21 protein-coding genes are annotated in these 18,161 nt (G+C 65.9%); 3 read left to right on the plus strand and 18 right to left on the minus strand.

All coding sequences use genetic code 11. The features are described from left to right. The first annotated feature begins 4 nt into the window (after positions 1-4). The 3 genes from OCX61_RS14955 (at position 5) to alkB (ending at position 2,743) form a co-directional block, all read left to right on the plus strand. On the plus strand, positions 5-475 hold the full coding sequence (locus OCX61_RS14955; RefSeq protein ID WP_261940195.1) for a curlin: 471 nt from the start codon (positions 5-7) through the stop codon (positions 473-475). Positions 476-491: 16 nt separating this feature from the next. Beyond that, on the plus strand, positions 492-1,937 hold the full coding sequence (locus OCX61_RS14960) for a curlin (protein ID WP_261940196.1): 1,446 nt from the start codon (positions 492-494) through the stop codon (positions 1,935-1,937). 161 nt (positions 1,938-2,098) lie between these two features. Further along, on the plus strand, positions 2,099-2,743 hold the full coding sequence (gene alkB, locus OCX61_RS14965; RefSeq protein ID WP_261940197.1) for a DNA oxidative demethylase AlkB: 645 nt from the start codon (positions 2,099-2,101) through the stop codon (positions 2,741-2,743). Between the two features lie 122 nt (positions 2,744-2,865). Here the strand turns inward: alkB and OCX61_RS14970 are convergent, their stop codons facing one another. From OCX61_RS14970 to OCX61_RS15055, 18 genes are all read right to left on the minus strand, one after another. Beyond that, on the minus strand, positions 2,866-3,717 hold the full coding sequence (locus OCX61_RS14970) for a CsgG/HfaB family protein (RefSeq protein WP_261940198.1): 852 nt from the start codon (positions 3,715-3,717) through the stop codon (positions 2,866-2,868). A gap of 34 nt (positions 3,718-3,751) precedes the next feature. After that, positions 3,752-4,165, minus strand: a complete 414-nt coding sequence (locus OCX61_RS14975; RefSeq protein ID WP_261940199.1) for a curli assembly protein CsgF — start codon at positions 4,163-4,165, stop codon at positions 3,752-3,754. Continuing rightward, a complete protein-coding gene (gene csgE, locus OCX61_RS14980; RefSeq protein ID WP_261940200.1) occupies positions 4,162-4,563 on the minus strand; it encodes a curli production assembly/transport protein CsgE in 402 nt (133 codons plus the stop codon). The genes OCX61_RS14975 and csgE overlap by 4 nt, the downstream gene beginning before the upstream one ends. Beyond that, complete coding sequence (locus tag OCX61_RS14985) at positions 4,560-5,087, minus strand: type II secretion system protein (protein ID WP_261940201.1); 528 nt, start codon at positions 5,085-5,087, stop codon at positions 4,560-4,562. The genes csgE and OCX61_RS14985 overlap by 4 nt, the downstream gene beginning before the upstream one ends. Next, positions 5,062-5,436, minus strand: a complete 375-nt coding sequence (locus tag OCX61_RS14990) for a type II secretion system protein (RefSeq protein ID WP_261940202.1) — start codon at positions 5,434-5,436, stop codon at positions 5,062-5,064. Before OCX61_RS14990 ends, OCX61_RS14985 begins: the two co-directional genes overlap by 26 nt. A gap of 5 nt (positions 5,437-5,441) precedes the next feature. Further along, on the minus strand, positions 5,442-5,915 hold the full coding sequence (locus tag OCX61_RS14995; protein WP_261940203.1) for a type II secretion system protein: 474 nt from the start codon (positions 5,913-5,915) through the stop codon (positions 5,442-5,444). Continuing rightward, positions 5,912-7,792, minus strand: a complete 1,881-nt coding sequence (locus OCX61_RS15000) for a secretin GspD/PilQ domain-containing protein (protein WP_261940204.1) — start codon at positions 7,790-7,792, stop codon at positions 5,912-5,914. The genes OCX61_RS14995 and OCX61_RS15000 overlap by 4 nt, the downstream gene beginning before the upstream one ends. Further along, a complete protein-coding gene (locus OCX61_RS15005; protein WP_261940205.1) occupies positions 7,789-8,298 on the minus strand; it encodes a hypothetical protein in 510 nt (169 codons plus the stop codon). The genes OCX61_RS15000 and OCX61_RS15005 overlap by 4 nt, the downstream gene beginning before the upstream one ends. Further along, complete coding sequence (locus tag OCX61_RS15010; RefSeq protein ID WP_261940206.1) at positions 8,298-8,861, minus strand: GspMb/PilO family protein; 564 nt, start codon at positions 8,859-8,861, stop codon at positions 8,298-8,300. Before OCX61_RS15010 ends, OCX61_RS15005 begins: the two co-directional genes overlap by 1 nt. Then, a complete protein-coding gene (locus OCX61_RS15015) occupies positions 8,848-9,390 on the minus strand; it encodes a PilN domain-containing protein (protein WP_261940207.1) in 543 nt (180 codons plus the stop codon). Before OCX61_RS15015 ends, OCX61_RS15010 begins: the two co-directional genes overlap by 14 nt. Before the next feature lies 1 nt (position 9,391). Further along, complete coding sequence (locus tag OCX61_RS15020) at positions 9,392-10,171, minus strand: hypothetical protein (protein ID WP_261940208.1); 780 nt, start codon at positions 10,169-10,171, stop codon at positions 9,392-9,394. Then, the gene (locus tag OCX61_RS15025; protein ID WP_261940209.1) at positions 10,155-11,837 is read right to left on the minus strand and encodes a GspE/PulE family protein; all 1,683 of its coding nucleotides are present in this window, start codon (positions 11,835-11,837) and stop codon (positions 10,155-10,157) included. Before OCX61_RS15025 ends, OCX61_RS15020 begins: the two co-directional genes overlap by 17 nt. Before the next feature lie 60 nt (positions 11,838-11,897). Next, on the minus strand, positions 11,898-12,431 hold the full coding sequence (locus OCX61_RS15030) for a response regulator (protein ID WP_261940210.1): 534 nt from the start codon (positions 12,429-12,431) through the stop codon (positions 11,898-11,900). Between the two features lie 237 nt (positions 12,432-12,668). Next, positions 12,669-13,310 carry a SurA N-terminal domain-containing protein gene (locus tag OCX61_RS15035; protein ID WP_261940211.1) on the minus strand — a complete coding sequence of 214 codons (642 nt, stop codon included), beginning with the start codon at positions 13,308-13,310 and terminating at the stop codon, positions 12,669-12,671. A 12-nt stretch (positions 13,311-13,322) separates the two neighbouring features. Beyond that, positions 13,323-14,840 (minus strand): cytochrome c/ABC transporter substrate-binding protein, encoded by a 1,518-nt coding sequence (locus OCX61_RS15040; protein ID WP_261940212.1) that lies wholly within the window; start codon positions 14,838-14,840, stop codon positions 13,323-13,325. A 3-nt stretch (positions 14,841-14,843) separates the two neighbouring features. Beyond that, positions 14,844-15,479 carry an SCO family protein gene (locus OCX61_RS15045; RefSeq protein ID WP_410011114.1) on the minus strand — a complete coding sequence of 212 codons (636 nt, stop codon included), beginning with the start codon at positions 15,477-15,479 and terminating at the stop codon, positions 14,844-14,846. A 23-nt stretch (positions 15,480-15,502) separates the two neighbouring features. Then, a complete protein-coding gene (locus OCX61_RS15050) occupies positions 15,503-16,159 on the minus strand; it encodes an SCO family protein (protein ID WP_261940214.1) in 657 nt (218 codons plus the stop codon). After that, positions 16,156-18,144 (minus strand): cytochrome D1 domain-containing protein, encoded by a 1,989-nt coding sequence (locus OCX61_RS15055; RefSeq protein ID WP_261940215.1) that lies wholly within the window; start codon positions 18,142-18,144, stop codon positions 16,156-16,158. The genes OCX61_RS15050 and OCX61_RS15055 overlap by 4 nt, the downstream gene beginning before the upstream one ends. Between the last annotated feature and the right edge of the window lie 17 nt (positions 18,145-18,161).

Here is an 18,161-nt window from a genome sequence, read left to right on the forward strand (position 1 = left end):
CGCCATGAAGTGCCTGTATCCACTGCTGCTGAGCCTGGCCCTGGCGGGCCAGGCCGGGGCCGATGACCTGATGGACAACGCCGACCTTGCGCCCGGCAGCGACCTCGGTGAACCGGTGATCATCCGCCTGCTGCCGGCCGGTGCCGGTCAGGCGGCGGTGATCGAGCAGCAAGGCAACGGCAACCGCGCCGCCCTCGACCAGAACGGCCAGGCCCTGCTGGGCCGCATCGTCCAGGCCGGGGGCGCGCAGGAGGCGTACATCCTGCAGGAAGGAAGTGACCTGATGGCCAGCATCAGCCAACAGGGATATGGCAACAGCGCGGCGATCCGCCAGAGCGGCACCAGCAACAGCGCCAGCATCGAGCAGATCGGCAACAACAACAGCGCCAGTATCGAGCAGGCCGGCACAGGCCTGAGCAGTTCAGTGACCCAAGCCGGCAATGGCCAGCGTGTTCAGATCACCCAATACCGATAGACCTGGAGGCACCACCATGTTCAAGCTCGCTCCCCTAAGCGCCGCTATCGTCCTGGCCCTGGCCGGCCAGGTCATGGCAGACGACAGCACCTCGAACCAGTCGCAGACCGGTAACCAGAACATCGCCGAGGTGCAGCAGACGGTTGCGCCGTTCGCCGCGGCCACCCAGACCCAGACCGGCAAGGGCCACAATCACCTGGCGGTGCAGGAAAACAGCACCAGCACCATCAACCAGACCGCCAGTGGTTCGTATAACGCCGCTTACGGCGAGCAGCTGTTCGAAAATGGCAGCCAGATCACCCAGCAGGCCGCTGGTTCGTACAACGACGCCTTCGCCAGCCAGTCGGTGGGCGAGAACAACCAGTCGCTGCAGAACCAGCAAGGCAGCGAAAACCGCTCGACCGTGTGGCAGGACACCCAGACCAACAGCCAGGCCACCACCACCCAGAGCGGCCAGCGCAACGAAGCCTTCGTCGAGCAGTTGTTCGGCGGCAGCAACAACCGCGCCAACATCACCCAGGATGGCCAGGACAACTACGCTGCCTCCGAGCACATCCTGCACAACGACGGCTACGTGCAGATCTACCAGCAAGGCAAGCAGAACTTCGCCTACGGTGACCAGCGCGACGGCAACGGCGGCACGATTTCCATCGACCAGTACGGCACTGGCAGCTCGGTGGAAGTCTGGCAGGACACCCAGACCGGCAGCCACGCCACGGTCAACCAGACCGGCCAGACCAACGAAGGCTACATCGACCAGAGCTTCGGCAAGGACAACGTCGCCAACCTGTATCAGCAAGGCCAGTCCAACGCCAGCTGGTCGGATCAGTTCGAGACCAACAATTCGAACACCACCGTCTCGCAAAGTGGCAAGAACAACAGCAACTTCAGCTACCAGACCGGTGACAACCAGAGCCTGACCATCAACAGCAAGGGCACCGGCAACAAGGTCCTGGCCAGCAACTGGAAAGGCGACAAGATGGGTGGCCAGTTCGGCAAGAACCAGACCGCCAACATCAACCAGAACGGTACCAACAACAGTGCCAACCTGACCCAGAACGGTGAGTACCAACTGGCCACGCTGAGCCAGAAAGGCACCGGCAACACCATGGAGACCAAGCAGGCCGACAGCTACAACGAGCTGTACTTCGAGCAGAACGGCACCGACAACAGCCTCATCGCCGACCAGCGCGGCACCGACAACTACGCCTTCGGCTCGTCCACCGGCAGTGGCAACAGCATCAACCTGGACCAGTCCGGCTACGCCAACCAGAGCTACACCACTCAGCTGTACGGCAGCGGCAACAGCGCCACCATCAAGCAGGCTGACAGCGCCAACGTCGCCTACGTGACCCAGGGCGGCAACAACAACGCTGCCATCGTCAACCAGAGCGGCGCCTACCAGAGCGCCACCATCAGCCAGATGGGCAACGGCAACACGGCCACCGCTACCCAACGCTAACCGGCTCCCCCCTTGAACCGCGGCGTCTCCTCTCCCTGGCGTCGCGGTTCCTTTTTATCTCCCTCCTGCTAGCCTGACATCGACGCCAAGCCTTGCCCGGCTCCCACAATGACCGTGCTCGCCTTACAATGCATGACATCTCCACATCACGCTGTTGCCCCATGATCCAGTCCGACCTCGACCTGTTCGGCCCCCAGCCGCAACGCCTGGCCAGCCACACCGTGCTGCTGCCAGGCTTCGCCGTGGCCGGCATCGAGCCACTGCTCGACGCCCTGCGCCCGGTACTGCTCGCCGCGCCGTTCCGGCACATGCAGACACCGGGCGGCCTGAACATGGCGGTGGCGTTGACCAACTGCGGCTCGCTGGGCTGGGTCAGTGATGCCAAGGGCTATCGCTACAGCCCCACCGACCCGGTCAGCGGCCAACCCTGGCCAGCCCTGCCCCAGGTCCTGCTCGAGCTGGCGGGCCGCGCAGCAGCGGCGGCTGGTTTCGAGGGATTCGTGCCGGATGCCTGCCTGGTCAACCATTACCTGCCCGGCACCCGCCTGAGCCTGCACCAGGACCGCGACGAGCAGGACTTCGACCAGCCGATCGTGTCGGTTTCACTGGGGTTGCCGGCGGTGTTTCTGCTGGGAGGGTTGCAGCGGTCGGACCGGACTCAGCGCGTTCCGTTGAGCCATGGGGATGTGCTGGTGTGGGGTGGTGAAGACAGGCTGCGCTTTCATGGGGTGTTGCCGATCAAGCCGGGTGTGCATCCACGAATGGGCGAGCGGCGGATCAACCTGACCCTGCGTAAGGCAGGCTGAGCTGCGCTCTCAGTTCCGGCCCTTTCGCGGGCAAGCCCGCTCCCACAGGTACATCACTTCATCGAGGACAGTGACATACCTGTGAGAGCGGGCTTGCCCGCGAAAGGGCCAGTGCAGGTTGATCACTGCGGCTGGTTCTGGCTCAGGAACTTGTCCACCTCAGCCTTGCCCTCCCCCGGATCCCCCGCCACCTGCCAGAGCCGCCGTTCGATCCCCTGGGCCAGCAGATGCCCCACCGCAGCCTCGATCGCCGACAGCACACACAGCTGCGCCGGTTCGTTGGTGGTGTAGCCCACCTCGGCTTCCAGCAACTTCTTGAACTCGATGAACTTGAACACCCCGGCATTGCGGCCGATCGAGTAGATGGTCTTGCTGGTCATCACGTTGGCCAGCACCTGCCCGGTGCGTACGTCCACCGCGCGCAGGTTGACCGTGACCTGGTCGACCCGGTACTCGCGGGAGATATCGACGCCGAGGTAACGGGCGCCCTCGCCGCCACTGCGCACGTTGGTGTCATAGGCGATGATGCCGCCTTCAAGCATCAGGTTGGCGGCCTGCAGCGGTGGCAGCTCGCTCATGATGTTCTCGGGCACGTCAGGCTTTTTCTGCGAAGCACGGATGATCTTGCGTTCGGTCAGCAGGTTCTGCAGGCCCTCGCGCTCCAGCACCACGAACCAGCCGCTGGCATTCAGGGCATCCATCAGCATGCTCGCCGCGCCTTGGGTGACGCTGGTGGAGAACGAGCTGGCCGGGGTCGGCTTGTACTGCCCGGTCTGGTCGCGGAAGCCATACACCACGGCCATCAAGCGGCCTTTCGGGCGCGGCATGTTGATCAGGTCGTAGTAGGTCGAAGCCCGTGGCGTCAGGGTCGGGGTTTCCGTGTCCTGTTCGGCCGGCATCGGCTCGCGCAGGCCGCAGCCGTGCAGGCCGGCAAGCGAGGCGACAATCAGTAAAGTGCTCAGCAGACGTTTCATGGTGCTCTCTCCCCAGCTAAACGGCCAGTCCCTCTCAGGGGTTCAGGCCACTGACCTCAATGAGCGAAGTTTCTCCTGTGGCGCGGTCGGTGACCTTGATGCTCAAGGCACCGGAGTCATCGATGACATCGATCAGGAATGCGTCGGTGGCCATGCTGCCGGTCTTGCCGTTGCTGATGTTGTCCATCAGCTGCGACAACATCCGCGACTCCAGCTGGTTGCTGAAGCGCTCCAGGGCCGAGGTGCCCGTGATCGACGAAGTGCGGTCCTTGAGGTCCGGGTCGTCGTAGTCGTTCTGTGCCTGGGCGTTGTTCAGCAACCAGGTGCCATTCAACGGGTTGCCGCCAAACGCCGGGTTGACCGGGGTGTACACCAGCTCGGTGGCCTGGGCGGTGCAGGCACCGAGCAGCAGGCCAGCCGCCAGGCAACGGGGTATGCAAGTGTTCATAGCTCATCCCTCTCCAGATCAGTGGTGTCCTGCAGCAGACGTTGCAGCTTGCGCTGAATGACTTCCTGCTTGACCAGGTCGGCGGCCATCACGGCCTCTTCTTTTAATTGGGTGACGTTCGGTGGCAGAAAGCGCCGGTACAGCACGTCGCGGTCGAACTCAACGGTCACCAGGCTGCCCCAGCGGGCATCCGGGCGCTCGCGCACCACCAGGTTGAAATCCAGGCGGCTGGTGGCGCGCAGGCGGTCGGCGAAGTAGTAGTAAAAGTCGTGGCCGATGTGCGAGATGGTGTTGTCGACAATGAAGCCCTTCATCTCGTCTTCGGCGTCGGCCATGGCCGCGCCCGGCCACGCGGCTGCCAGCAGCAGGCACAGGTACAGGGCCTGCAGGCGTTTCATGGCGTGTCTCCCGGGCCGGCATGGGTGCGGGCACCGCCGGCGCTTTCGTTGAAGGCCTGCTCGGCGACGAACTGCCAGTCGCTGTAATGCTCCAGGCCCTCGAAACCGGAGAACTGCATCTCGAAGCCGCTGCGCTTGAACGGGGTGGCGTCGGAGCGGCTGTGCACGCCGGTGATGCGGCCATCGATCGCGCGCAGCAGGCCCCAGTCGTCGCTGTTGGTGATCGGGTCCGGGTACAGCCGGCGGATGTGCCGCTTGGCCTGCGGGAAGCGGTTGTCCTCGAGCAGGTCGGCCAGCTCCTTGGGGTACTGGGCCAGGCCCGGCGAGGCGCGATAGTAGCTGCGCAGGGCCTGGGCATACTGGCCACCGACCCACAGCAGCTCGCGCTCGTGCTCACGCTGGGCAACGCTCGACCATACCGTGCCGGTGGCGGCCAGGGCCACGCTGCTGATCGCGATCAGCAGCAGCACGCCCAGGTAGGTGAAGCCGGCGCTGGCCTTACCATTCCGCGAAGAGGCTGCCATCACGCGCCCTCCCTGTGGCACCGCTCTTGATATCGGCAACGCCGCCGGCCACGCCTTCGGGCGGTGGCAGCAGCTGCCAGGCATCGCTGCGCTCGGTGATCGGGTCGACCGGGGTATTGCGCAGGTAGCGCTGTTCCACCAGTTGCTCCAGCGAGTCCGGGTAGTGGCCGGTGTCGCCGTAGTAATGGTCCAGGGCCTCGCGCAGCACCGCCAGGCTCTGGCGCAAGGTGGCCTCGCGGGAGCTTTCCAGGCTGTTGAAGTAGCGCGGCATGGCGATGGTCATCAGCGTGGCGATGATCGCCATCACCACCAGCAGTTCGATCAGGGTGAAGCCTCGGCTGCGTTTCATGGCCATCACCATTGCCCGTAAGGGATGTTGTTGAGGCCCTTGCCGCGGGCCTTGGAATACACGTCGAAGACGTCTTCGCCTTCACGCGGGTTGTCCGGGCTGCTGGCGTACGCACGCAGGCCCCAGCCGCCGCCATCCTGGTTCTTGGCCGCCACCAGCGGGTCGTGCGGGATGCGCCGCAGGAAGTAGAACTTGGCGCCCTTGGCACTGCGCACATCGCGCACGCCATCGACCAGCACCTGCAGGTTCGGCGGATAGCCGCTGGCGTCCAGGCGCTTTTCGATGAAACCGGCGTCGAAGGCGCGCTTGTAGGCGTCGATGGCGTCGCGGATCTGGTACAGCGCCTCGCGCAGTTGCTGCTCCTTGCCACGGCGCACCACCGTTTCGGTCAGGGGTGCGGCCATGGTCGCGAGCATCCCGAGCAGGGCCAGGGTCAGCACCACCTCGATCAGGCTGAAACCCTGCTGGCGGCGTTTCATGGCCGTGGGCTCACGGTCACTGGCGCTGGCGCAGTGGCCACCTGGCTCTGCACCACCGGCGCGCTGTCCTGGCTGTCGCTCGGCACGTCGCCTGGTACGTCACGCGGTGGCAGCGGCATGGCCTGGCGCACCTGCATGCTCGACTCGGTGCCGGTGCCGAATTCCATGTCCGACGGGCTCTGGTACGGCAGGTTGCGAACGATCCGCGGGGTGATCGCCAGCACCAGCTCGGACTTGCTCATGTCGTCCTTGTTGCTGCCGAACAACCGCCCCAGGCCAGGAATGTCGCCAAGGCCAGGGATCTTGTTGCCGCTGGCGTTGTGGTCGTTGCGCACCAGGCCGGCCAGCACCTGGGTTTCGCCATCGTGCAGGCGCAGGCTGGTCTGCGCGTTGCGGGTGTCGACCTGAACCGGGATGGTGCCCTGGCGAGTGGCCTCCAGCGGGGTGGCGTTACTCACTTCCAGGGCAATCTTGATTGCCACTTCGTTGTTCAGGTGCACGGTGGGCTGTACTTCAAGTTTGAGACCAACGTCCAGGTAGGTGACGCTTTCGGTAATCACCGGGCCCTGGGTAGACGGCACCGAGGTGGCACTGATGATCGGCACCCGCTGGCCGATGTGGATGCGCGCCTGCTCACGGTTGCTGACGCGGATCACCGGGCTGGCCAGGGTGTTGACGTCCTTGTCCTGGGCGTTGATCTTGGCCTGGGGAGCTGGCGAGATGCTGATGCGGCTGGAGTTGATACCGCGCAGCTGGTCCAGCACGCTGACCGGGTTGCCGTCGTTGGTCAGCACGCCGAAGGTGTTCGGCCATTGCAGGCCGAGGTCGAGGATGCGCGAGGTGGCGACTTCCATCACCTCCACTTCCAGCACCACTTCGGGGTTGGACTGGTCCTGCGATTGCAGCAGCTTCTCGGCCATGCGCACGGCGTCGGGAGTGTCGCGCATGGTCAGGGTATTGAGGCGCTCGTCGACGAACACGTCACGGGTCTTGAGCATGGTCTTGACCATGTTCAGCGCGGTGTTGGCGTCAATGCTGGTCAGGTAGAAGGTGCGCATGACCAGTTCCTGGTAGTCCTTGGTCTTCTGCGGCGAATCGGGGTAGATCAGCAAGGTGTTGTCGTTGACGATCTTCTGGCGCAGCTGGTTCTGCTCCAGCAGCAGCGCCACGGCATCCTCGATGCGCACGTCGCGCACGAAGATGGTGGCTTTCATGTCCGGGCGCAGGTCCTTGTCGAAGATGAAGTTGATACCGGCAACCTGCGACAGCACCTCGAAGATGGTCTTCAGGCCCGCGTCGCGGAACTCCAGGGTTACCGGGCGCTCCAGCTTGCTGCGCAGTTGCGGGAACGGCTGCGCGGTGCGGGCCTGGACGTTCTCGATATCGGTGCGCAGCGCGATGCCTTTCTGGTTCTGCGGGTCCAGGCGCAGCACTTCGCGCATATAGCGTTCGGCACCGAACAGGTCGCCCTGGCGCAGCGCGGCCTGGCCCAGCGCCACGCGCTCGTCGAGGGTGCGGATCAGCTCCAGCTGGCGGATGCCTTCCTGGGCGCGGCGGTTGGTGGGTTCGATGGTCAGCACCCGGCCATAGCCCATGCGGGCGCTGGTGAAGTCGTGGCGAATGCGGTCGGCATCGGCCTGGCTGATCAGCGCCTCCACCGCCGCCTGGCGCCCGTGGGCCAGGGCGATGTTCAGCTCGGTGTCGCGCGGGTTATCGCGCAGGGCTTCTTCCAGGCGGGCGATGCCGGCCTCGTACTGGCCTTCCTTCATCAGCTCGGCGCTGTCCTGGCGCACCGCGCTGGAGCCGCAGCCGGCAATGGCCACGCACAGCGCCAGAAGCATGAACGGAGCAGGCTTGCACTTCTTCGACGACATCATGGTGCGCTCCCTACAGACAAGGTCTGTGACTGATGCAAAGGCAGATAAACCAGGTCCAGCTCATTGGCCGAGACTCTGTCGAGGCGGTAGGTACTGTCGATCACGTCGCCCTTGCGCACGACGTAGAGTTTTTCCCCGCTCTGCAGGAAGATCTGCAGGTCGTCGCGGTCGCCCATGCGGCCGACGAACTGGAACGGCAGCGCCGGGGCGGTGGGGGCTGCGGCTACGACGGGCGCGGCAGCTATGGGTTGTTCGGTGACGGTGGCCAGGGTTTGTGGCTTGGTCCATTGCTGGGCTGGGAACAGGTCTTTGGAGGCCTGCTCCGGCCTCTTCGCGGGCTCGCCCGCTCCCACAAGTTCTGTAGGCGACGCCGCCCCTGTGGGAGCGGGCTTGCCCGCGAAAGGCACGACGCTGTCTTCCTGGTTGAACCAGTGTCCAGGCGCCCACGCCAATGCGGCGCTTATACCGAGGAACCCGACCCACATCACTGCACGTTGTGTGTTCATCACGACCTCGACAGGTAGAGGGTCAGGCGTACCCGGCCGCTGAGTTCGGTGTCGCCAATGGTTTTGCGTTGCAGCTCGAGGTCTTCCAGCACCAGGGTCGGCAGCTGGCCGATCAGGCCACGCAGGAAGCCGCGGATCTGCGGGTAGCTGCCGCGCACGGGCAGGATGATCTGGTAGCGCGACAGCTGGGTCTTCGGATCGACGCCCAGGGCGTATTCGCCGCGGGCCAGGCTGATGTGCTCGGCACTGGCCAGGTGATACAGGCGCTCGATCAGCTCGCTCGCTTCAGGCTGCCCCGGCAGTTGCTGGCGCAGGCTGTCCAGCGCCTGCTGCTCGGGTTTGACGGCAATCTTCAGCTCGCCGCGCTTGACCCGTTCAACCTGCACGCTGGCATCCGCTTCGCTGGCGCGCAGCTCGCGCACGGCTTGCCACTGCGGCACTACGCCAGCCAGGGCGATGCCGACGGCAAGCACGGCGACTGCGGCGGCGCCCAGGCCAACCGGGCCGATGCGGCGCAGGCGCTCCTGGAGGACAAGGCGGTTCACAGCATCAGGGACGCGCATGGCCGGTCTCCCAAGTGGCAGTAAGGTTGAAGCGCACCGGGTGCTCGGGCTGCCCGGCCACCACTTCGTGGTTGAGCAGCGAGACATCACTGAGCTCGTCGCTTTGCTCCAGGCGCTGGTGGTACTGCAGCATCGCTTCCAGGTTGCGTGCCTCGGCGGTGATGCGCACCTGGCCTTTGCGCGCATCCGGGGTCAGGGTCAACAGCGCCACGTCTTCCTGCGGCTGCGCTTCGAGCATGGCGAACAGCTGTTGCCAGGGCCGTTGCAGCTGCTGCGAGACGCTGCGCATCTGCGCCAGGCGCTCGGCCTGCTCGCGGCTGGCGGCGCTGTTCTGCGGGGCGACCGGGGCCGGGCGGCGGCCCAGCTGCAGTTCCAGGCTGTGCACGCGGGCCTCCAGATCTGTTTGCTCGACCTGCAGCTGCTGTTGCACCAGCACCAACGCGGCGACTGCGACTGCGCTCAGGGCCAGCAGCGACCAGGCCAACGGGCCACTGCGACGGGGTTGGAATTCCAGGTCGAGGCGGCGCATGTCAGGCCACCGCCCGCCACATGGCGCACAAGGGGTCGCTGTCGGCGGCCGGCTGGCACAGCTGCACCGCCGCCAGCTGCGGCACGTCACCCCGCCCCGGGGCATGCAGGTAGACCCGCGGCAGATGTTCGCCGTACAGCTCGCAGGTGCGCTCGATCAGCGCCTGCAGGGCCTGGTCGCTGTCGGCGCAGCCCTGGGCCAGCACCTGTTGCCAGGCACCGCCGGCCGCCAGCAGCAACACGCTGCGGCGCGGTTCGGCGAGCACGAACAGGAAGTCGCCCTGCTCCAGCTGCGCCGAGCAGCGGTTGTAGGCGGCCATCAGGTAAGGTTGAACCGAGCGCAGGCTCAGGCGGCTTTCCCGGCCCAGGGTCTGCAGGCCTTGCAGCAGGGCTGCGGGCAGCGCCGTGGCGATGCGTGCGGCGCCGGCAGGCTCGGGTGAGAGGACGATGCGCCAGTCGTCCAGCGACTGGCCGTAGAGGTTCTCGAAGCAGGCCCGGGCGTAGGCATCCAGCTCACGCGGGTGGCCGATGGCATCGCTCCAGGGCACCAGGCAGAAGCGGCTGTAGCGGGCCGACAGCAGCACGCGCAGCTGGGCGCCTTTGACGGCGTGTTCGGCCAGCAGCGCACTCAAGGCCTGCAAGGCGGCTTCCCAGGCCGGTTGTGCGGCATCGCAGGTAAATTCGCGGCTGCCCAGCCACTGGTGTTGATGACCGTGCAGGCGACCCAGGCCGACACCTTCAGCGCCGAGGACGGCACAGAAACGCTCAGATGAATGTGACACGGTTGATCTCCTCGAGTGTGGTGCGGCCGTCACGGACCAGGTCCAGGGCCGAGGCACGCAGCAGGCGCAGGCCACGCTGGCAGGCCAGCTGCTTGATCTGCGACAGAGGGCGGCGTTCGACGATCATTTGCCGCAGGTCGTCATCCAGGTGCAGCAGCTCGGCAATCGCGCTGCGGCCGCGGTAACCGCTGCCCCGGCACTGGCCGCAGCCCTGGGCGCGGACGAATTTCCAGCCGCTGACCATTGCCCGGGTCAGGCCCGAGGCGGTCAGGGTTTCGTCATCGGCCTCGCACGGCGTGCAGCAGTGCGGGCAGGCCAGGCGAATCAGGCGCTGGGCCAGCACGGCGTTGAGCGCGGAAACGAAGCTGTAGGGGTCGACCTGCATCTGGCTGAAGCGGCCGATCACATCGAAGACGTTGTTGGCGTGGATGGTGGTGAACACCAGGTGGCCGGTGAGCGCCGACTGCACGGCGATCTGTGCGGTGTCCGGGTCGCGGATCTCACCGACCAGGATCTTGTCCGGGTCGTGGCGCAGGATCGAGCGCAGGCCGCGGGCGAAGGTCAGGCCCTTCTTCTCGTTGACCGGAATCTGCAGCACGCCGGGCAGCTGGTATTCGACCGGGTCTTCGATGGTGATGATCTTGTCCACGCCGTGGTTGATCTCGCTGATCATGGCGTACAGGGTGGTGGTCTTGCCGCTGCCGGTGGGGCCAGTGACCAGGATCATGCCGTAGGGTTCGCTGGCCAGCCGACGCAGGGCACGCAGGGTTTCGTCGGCAAAACCCAGGGCCTGCAGCTGCACGCCGCTGACACGGTCGGACAAGTCCTGCTTGTCGAGCACCCGCAGTACCGCGTCCTCGCCGAAGATGCTCGGCATGATCGACACACGGAAGTCGATCTGCCGCTCGCCGATGGCGACCTTGAAGCGGCCGTCCTGGGGCACGCGTTTTTCGCCGATGTCCAGCTCGGCCATGACCTTGATGCGCGAGATCACCTGGTCGGCGAAGGCGCTGCCGCTGGCCTTGCCAGCGCCATTGAGCACGCCGTCGATCCGGTACTTGATGGTCAGGCCCTGGCCGGTCATGCCCAGGTGAATGTCGCTGGCGTGCTGCTTGAGGGCATCGTACAAGGTCGAGTTGACCAGCTTGACCACCTTGCTCTGGTCTTCGCTGATGCTGGTCAGCGACAGGCGTTGCAGCGGGTCGATCTCACCGCTGGCTTCGGCATCATGGTCGAGGGCGTCGACGGCGTGGAAGCTTTCTTCGTGACGGGCCAGGAAGGTGGCCAGGTCGGCGGCGTGAGCCAGGTACAGCGGCGCGCCTTGCAGGTTGTCGTCGATCCAGGCCAGGCGGGCGTGGTCGAAGGGGTCGGCGAACACACCGATCAGCGCGCCGTCCTGCTCGATCAGCACGAACTCGCGCTTCAGGCACTGGGCCAGGCTGACCTTGTCGAAACGCGCGGTGCTGGCCAGCAGTGCCTGGGCATCCAGCACCGGGTAGTGCAGGGTCAGGCCCAGGCGGTGAATGAAGCGGTCGGGGGTGTCGTTGGCCAGGCGTTCCAGGCAGTTGAGCAAGCGCTCGTCGCCCGCTTGCAGGCGGGCCTGGGCCAGGAGTTCGCGGGGGTAGGCGCTGTGCTTGCCTGCAAGTGTATCGAGTACGTCTGACATGGCCTGCGACTCCGCTCAGGGGCGCGTCGCAGGCTGGCTTGGCCAGGGCAGCGGGCGCCGCTATTCCCCGGTGAGCAGTTGTTCGTCGTCAGGGCCTGGGGGCTTGGCGCCATTACGGCGGCGATCGGCCAACACCCAGCTGCCATCGTACAACTGCAAGGGGAACGATTCGTTCCTGTTCTGGCGTCGTTCGATAAACCCTTCGGCTGGATCGTCAGTGGCCCTGCGCCGGCGCTCGATGCCCATCAGGTCGAAGATCGCGCGGGCCAGTTCCGCCAACGGGAACGGCTTGAACAGGACATGACTCACACCCAGTTCGGCGGCCCGCTCACGCACCTCGGCAGTCGGGTGGGCGGTGATCAGCACGAAATGGCACTGCCTGTTCTTGCGCACGGTCTCCAGAACCTGAAACCCCTCCATGTCGGGCAAGCGGTAATCCAGCACAATCACTTTCGGTGCCAGGCTGCGAGCCTGCTCGATACCACCGGCACCGTCGTGGGCGACGTGAACTTCCAGGCCTTGCGCCTGCAGGTACGCTTGCAGGTTCTGCGCAAGGGTCTGTTCGTCATCGACAACCAATACTCTGTTCACCAAGGTCGACTCCCAAGTACTGCCCGGTTACCCGGTTTGCGAAGTGCGGCCTTGATAAGGCTTGAGCAGGCTTCGTGCCAGGCATGAATAGTCATCTCGCACCACTGTAAGTTATTGATCTTGCTGGACTGCGCCAAACCCCGCAAGACAAGCACAGGCTCGGTTCCCCACATCCGGGGAAGGTGATGGCACTTTGCCAAACCGTTATTCCCCAGCATTGGGGAAATCCATTCGAGGGCCTCAGTCAGCGACCTCCACTGTAGCGGATTCGCGCAAACGTTGGCGCACGGATTGACGTGCCTGCGCCTGCAACTGGCCGATGAGCGCAGCCTTGGCGAGCTCCAGGCCCGATTCGGGTATGACCGACGTGTTATCACTTTGGTTCTGCGCTCCTTGCAGGGTTTGCCGGTTGGCCTGGTAAAACGCCTCGACTTCGCCCTGGCTGGGCTCGTCTACCGCGCTGAGCTGGGCGTACACCTGCTGCGCGGCCATTTCGTGGCGCATGTAATCAGCGTACTCCGCCCGATCGAAACCTGCATCTGCCAGGCGCCTTTCGAACAGTGCCGGGCTGCCGAAAGCGGCCTCGATCTCGCCGACCTGCGCTGATACCTGCTGATCACTGATGTGAATACCCTGGCGCTGGGACTCCTGCCAGAGCAATTCCTTGTCGATCAGCTCGTCCAGGGCCTGGCCGCGCAGGCGCTTGTACAGCGTCGGGTTGCGGATGCTGGCCACCGCCCTGCCCTGGGCTTGCAGGTACTCGGTGAAATAGCGCTCCAGGCGCATCAGGTCGATGGTCACGCCGTTGACCCGCGCGGCGGGCACGTCGGCCCAGCTCGCCTTGGCGATCACCAGCAACAGGCACAGCAGCAGGGTACGCATGGCCACCTCCGCTCAAGGGTTGTCCGGCAGCAGCCGGTACGGGGCAACGGCAGTAAAGCGAGGCCCGGGCAGCGCCACCGCGACGACATGGGCACCGGCCATGCCCTGGCGCCTGCCGGGGCCGAAGCCCAGTGCCGGGGTCAGGCCGGTGTCGACGTCGTGCAGGCCCTCCAGGGCGGCCACCAGCTGTTCGCGGCTGGCATCGCGGCCAATCTGCTTCAAGGCTTCGGACAACAGCCTCAGGGCACACAGAGTGTTGACCTGCAGCGACGCCTGGCGTGGGTCGAGGCCCTGGCGCTGTTGCAGCCCGGCCAGGGTCGCCATGCCCTGCTCGGTCCAGTCGTCCGGCACGTACGGATAAGCCAGGAACACCCGTTGCGACCAGTGCGCCGGCAAGCTGGCCACGGCGCCCGCCACCTGGCTGGAGGCGGCGAACAGGTATGGCTCACGCCCTTCGGCCTGCAGCGCCTGGGCAAGTGCGGCAAAGGCCTGGGCGCGGCCGACGAAAACGATGCCCGCCGCGGCGATGGCCTGGCCATCAAAGGCCCGGATCGCTGGCGTTGCCCAGCCTTGCTGGAGCAAACGTTCGCGCACCTGCTCGGCCAATGCGGCCTGCTCGTTGCCGGCGTACACCACGCGCAAGCCATCGGGCGCCAGGCCCAGGGCGCTCCTGGCATGGGCGGCCAGACTCAGCAATTGGCTAGCAATACCCGGCAAGGGGTCGAAAATCTGTGAACTGCCACCGCTGCGCGGCGTGCTGCCGATCAACGGCACACCCCGTTGTTCGAGCAACGTTGGCAGTTGCTGATCGAGCATCGGCGCCAGCGGCGTGACCAAGCTGAACACCTGGTCCTGGTCGAGCAGGCGCTGCAAGGCGAGCTCGGCACTGGCCTGTTCGGTGCCGGTGTCAGCCACCACCAGTTGCAGGCGCCGGCCATGAATGCCGCCCTGCTGGTTGATCTGCGCCAGGCCATCCTCCAGCACGGCACGCACCACATGCCCGGCGTCTGCCAGCGGCCCATTGGCCGGCAGCAAGGTGCCCAGGCGCAGCACGCCATCCTCCACGCCGGGGTCACGCTCCTCGCCCAGGCGTTTGAGATAAGCCGTGAGGTTGCGCTGGTCGGCCAGGGTCAGCTCGAAGCGGGGCATGGCCGGGTCCAGAGCATTGCCGGCCGGGTCGACGCCGTGCTGGATGGCGCGGGCCAGCATGCCGTCGCTGTACGCTGGATAGTTGCGGCCGTTGACTTGCCGTTCACCCTGGCCCAATGCCAGGCGCTGCCAGTCGAGGCTGGGCGGGCGTACCCCGCCTTCGGCGCGCCCTTTGCCGTCGTTGCCATGGCAACTGGCGCAGGGCAACACACTGGCCGGGACGCTCATGCCGCTGGCGCCGACGCGGGCCATCAGCTGTGCCTCACTGCTCGATACCCCGTGCCGGTACAGGCGCTTGCCGGCTTGTTCATTTGGCGTGAGGTCGAGCGCCAGCGCCTGGGCGCTGAGGGCCAGGCTCAACAGCACTGCCCAGGTTTTCATGGCTCAGCGCCCGGCCAAAGGCTGCGCCAGCAGCTGCATGCGCTGGGCGATGGCGGCGGGCGGTGCATCCGGGCGGATCTTGCTCCAGCGCTTGCCGGCCACGTCACCGGCAATCAGCTGGGTCGAGTGCTGCTCGGGGCTGGGCAGGAACTGGCCGATACGCCCCAGCACCAGGTCGACATCGGCCTTGTCGCCGGTGAGGAACAGCCAGTTGGCGCTGTCCACGCCTTGCTTCTCGGCATACGCCTTGAGCGCTGCCGGGGTGTCGTTGAGCGGGTCGCTGCTGATCGACACGAAGGTCACCTGGCTGGCCAGTTCCGGCCCCATGGCTTCGCGCACATCACGCAGCTTGCGGGTGATCAGCGGGCAAGCGTCGGTACAGTGGGTGAAGATCACGTTGAGCATCACCACCTTGTCCTTGAGCACATCACTGTAGAAGCGCAGCGCGCGGCCGTTCTGGTCCTTGAGCACGGTGTCGGTGAACCAGGTCTGCGCATCGCGGGTACCACCGCCGCTGGTCATGGCCGGCGGTGCCGGTTGCGGGTTGGGCCCCTCCGGCGCATGACCCTCGTGGGCGAAAGCGACCGCGCTGAGGATCCACAGCACGGCCACCAGGGCCAGCCAGTCGGTACTGCGCATCGTGGTATGGCGGGCTGCGCTGCTCATGGCTGCACCTCGTGGTGTTCGGCGATGGCGGTGCTCTTGGCGTGCACGCGGCGGGCGCTCAGGCGGTTGATTTCTTCGACCAGCACGGCCGGGTCGGTGAAGCCGTAGTAGCGGGTCCAGTGGCCAGTGCGGCCGTCACCGACCAGGATCAGCGGTGGATGCTGGCTGAGGTCGGCACTGAAGCTGCCGAGGCCCTTGAGGGTTTCGCTGATGGCGTACTGCGAGCCGGTCAGCCAGCTCCAGCCTGGGCCATGCTGAAAGGCCTTGGCGTAGTTCTGCAGCCGTTTGGCGTCGTCACGCTGGGGGTCGACGCTGATCGACACCAGCTGGATTTCCTCGCCCACACGTCCCCCCAGCTGTTGCTGGACCTTGCCCATGATCGACGACACCACCGGGCACACCGTGGTGCAGTTGGTGTAGATGAAGCCCATCACCACCAGCCGCTCGCCTACCAGGTCCTGCTCCAGGCGCACCGGCATGCCGTCCTGGTTGAGCAGCGGGACATCGGCAAAACGCACGCTGGCCTTCTCCTGGTGCGCCGCCGGCGGTTGCCCGGCGTGGCCGTCGTGGTCATGGCCGGCATGGGCCAGGGCCAGGTTGCTGGCCATTACCAGGCTCAGGGCAAGCAGCTGGAAAGAATGCTTGGCGTTCATCGCACATTCCTCACTTCGGTCTGGGACGCGGTAGCCGCAGCGGCGGGCAGCACGCGCAGGCTGGTGTAGTTGTCTTCGGCGAACTTGCGCCCGAGCGACGGTGACTGCACATGCAGGTACCAGGCACCGGCTTCGGGCAAGGTCAGCGCCGCCTGGTATACGCCCTCGCCCACCTCTTCGAGTGGCAGGTTGCGCGGCAGTGACGAGGGCGCGAGGAAGTAGCGCAGGGTCAGGTCGTCCAGGCCCACCCGTGGCCGACCGTCGTCACCGACGATACGCACCTTGGCGGTGAACACCGTTTGCTGTGGCATGGGCTGGTCGAGGCCGATGAATTCGGCATGCACCCCGCGGCGCTGGCTCGCATCCGGCGCGGCGGCCACATTGGTGCTGAAGCAGTGGATGATCTGCGGCTGGTTGAGCAGGAAGGCCACATCGAAGGTGCCCGCCGCCGGCATTTTCACCGTCGAGCCATACACGCCCGGTGCCAGTTCGCGCAGGCTGCGGTCGATGACCAGGGTTGCACGGGCCTGGTGGCCACGGTTGTTGTAGCCGGACATCGGGGCGTTCATGCCCTCGGCGTAGAAATAGGTGGTGTTGTCCACCGGGTTGACCACGAATATCGAATTGTCGTCCCGCGACACCGCCAGCCCCTGGGCCAGTGGCAGGTCACCGGCCTGGCGCGGCGCCGCGGGGCCGGCCTCGAAGCCCTGGACGATCGGCTGGCGCCCTTCGCCCAGGCTGCTCAGGTTGATCATGCTGACCTTGGGTGAGGCCAGGCCGCGTATGTAGGCGTAGCCTTTGGTGAAGGTCAGCTGGTAGGGCTCGGCCGCCACCGGAACACGGTGGATCAACTGGTCGGTACTGGCATCGATCACCAGGGCCTGGTTGTCCACGGTATTGAGCACGATGCCATAGCGGCCATCGCCGCTGAAGCGCATCGGCCCGAGGCCCTGCTCGGCCTTGACGATGTGGCGCAGCTGATGGCTGCGGGCATCGATCACCCGCACCGTGCCCTCTTCACCGTCGGCCACATAGACGGCCTGGGACAGCGCCGAGTACGCCACCGACAGGGGGTGAGGGCCGACTTCCAGGGTTTTCACCAGGCGCATCTGGGGGATGTCGATGATGCTCAGCGTGCCGCCGTCGCGGTTGCTGACAAAGGCGTAGCGCGAGTCGCCACTGAAGGCGATTTCGTGGTGCCCGGAGCCGGTGGCGAACGATTTCAGCGTGCTGCGCGCGGGGACGTCGATCACCGTCACCCCGCCTTTGGCCGGGTCGCTGCTGTTGTTGCCCACCCACAGCCGGTGCTGGTCCGGCTGCAAGGCCACCCGAACCGGTGATTCGCCGGCTTCCAGGGTGGCCACGCGGGTGAAGGTTTCGGTATCGATCACCGCCACCTGGCCACGCTCCGGGATCGACACGAATACCTGCTTGTCATCCCCGGTGGCCGCCCAGTCCATGGGGCGGCCTGGCAGGTCGATGCGCGCCAGGGTGCTGGTGATGCCGCCCACCGACACGGTCGGGTCGATCACGGTAAGGCTGGCGTCCTTGTTCAGCACCAGCAGGAAGTAGCTGTTCAGGTCCAGCAGCGGGCGTGCACCGATGCTGCTCTTGAGGAACAGCGCCACGCGGGCCTTGCAGCTCTGGTCGCGGTTGCCGCCCTCGAGCGGCGCCGCCTGCGCCGGGTCGATCCAGGCCCCGGGCGCCATGCCCGACAGCGGCTGGCCGCTGGCCTGGTCGGTCACCTTGAAGCGCACGTTGGCGAAGGCGCCTTCACGCAGCTCGCCGCCAGCCAGTGGCCGAGCTTCGAACTCCACGGTCACACCATCGCGGCTGAGCCGGTGCAGGGCCTGCGGATCGGCAGGCTCCTGCAGCAGTTCACGCGCATCGCACCAGAGGTTCTCGTAGACCACGCCCAGGCCGATCAACGCTGCGCCCAGCACTACCCCGAGTACCGCGGGCCGCGTCTTCTTGTTGTTGTACATGCTCGCGCTCCCTTCTT

Source organism: Pseudomonas sp. LRP2-20 (genome assembly GCF_024349685.1).
Taxonomy (GTDB): domain Bacteria; phylum Pseudomonadota; class Gammaproteobacteria; order Pseudomonadales; family Pseudomonadaceae; genus Aquipseudomonas.

Excerpts from the sequence above, each read along its gene's own strand:
- OCX61_RS14955 (WP_261940195.1), top strand. The coding sequence starts at position 5 with ATGAAGTGCCTGTATCCACTGCTGCTGAGCCTGGCCCTGGCGGGCCAG.
- OCX61_RS14960 (WP_261940196.1), top strand. The coding sequence starts at position 492 with ATGTTCAAGCTCGCTCCCCTAAGCGCCGCTATCGTCCTGGCCCTGGCC.
- alkB (WP_261940197.1), top strand. The coding sequence starts at position 2,099 with ATGATCCAGTCCGACCTCGACCTGTTCGGCCCCCAGCCGCAACGCCTG.
- OCX61_RS14970 (WP_261940198.1), bottom strand. The coding sequence starts at position 3,717 with ATGAAACGTCTGCTGAGCACTTTACTGATTGTCGCCTCGCTTGCCGGC.
- OCX61_RS14975 (WP_261940199.1), bottom strand. The coding sequence starts at position 4,165 with ATGAACACTTGCATACCCCGTTGCCTGGCGGCTGGCCTGCTGCTCGGT.
- csgE (WP_261940200.1), bottom strand. The coding sequence starts at position 4,563 with ATGAAACGCCTGCAGGCCCTGTACCTGTGCCTGCTGCTGGCAGCCGCG.
- OCX61_RS14985 (WP_261940201.1), bottom strand. The coding sequence starts at position 5,087 with ATGGCAGCCTCTTCGCGGAATGGTAAGGCCAGCGCCGGCTTCACCTAC.
- OCX61_RS14990 (WP_261940202.1), bottom strand. The coding sequence starts at position 5,436 with ATGAAACGCAGCCGAGGCTTCACCCTGATCGAACTGCTGGTGGTGATG.
- OCX61_RS14995 (WP_261940203.1), bottom strand. The coding sequence starts at position 5,915 with ATGAAACGCCGCCAGCAGGGTTTCAGCCTGATCGAGGTGGTGCTGACC.
- OCX61_RS15000 (WP_261940204.1), bottom strand. The coding sequence starts at position 7,792 with ATGATGTCGTCGAAGAAGTGCAAGCCTGCTCCGTTCATGCTTCTGGCG.
- OCX61_RS15005 (WP_261940205.1), bottom strand. The coding sequence starts at position 8,298 with ATGAACACACAACGTGCAGTGATGTGGGTCGGGTTCCTCGGTATAAGC.
- OCX61_RS15010 (WP_261940206.1), bottom strand. The coding sequence starts at position 8,861 with ATGCGCGTCCCTGATGCTGTGAACCGCCTTGTCCTCCAGGAGCGCCTG.
- OCX61_RS15015 (WP_261940207.1), bottom strand. The coding sequence starts at position 9,390 with ATGCGCCGCCTCGACCTGGAATTCCAACCCCGTCGCAGTGGCCCGTTG.
- OCX61_RS15025 (WP_261940209.1), bottom strand. The coding sequence starts at position 11,837 with ATGTCAGACGTACTCGATACACTTGCAGGCAAGCACAGCGCCTACCCC.
- OCX61_RS15035 (WP_261940211.1), bottom strand. The coding sequence starts at position 13,310 with ATGCGTACCCTGCTGCTGTGCCTGTTGCTGGTGATCGCCAAGGCGAGC.
- OCX61_RS15040 (WP_261940212.1), bottom strand. The coding sequence starts at position 14,840 with ATGAAAACCTGGGCAGTGCTGTTGAGCCTGGCCCTCAGCGCCCAGGCG.
- OCX61_RS15045 (WP_410011114.1), bottom strand. The coding sequence starts at position 15,479 with ATGCGCAGTACCGACTGGCTGGCCCTGGTGGCCGTGCTGTGGATCCTC.
- OCX61_RS15050 (WP_261940214.1), bottom strand. The coding sequence starts at position 16,159 with ATGAACGCCAAGCATTCTTTCCAGCTGCTTGCCCTGAGCCTGGTAATG.
- OCX61_RS15055 (WP_261940215.1), bottom strand. The coding sequence starts at position 18,144 with ATGTACAACAACAAGAAGACGCGGCCCGCGGTACTCGGGGTAGTGCTG.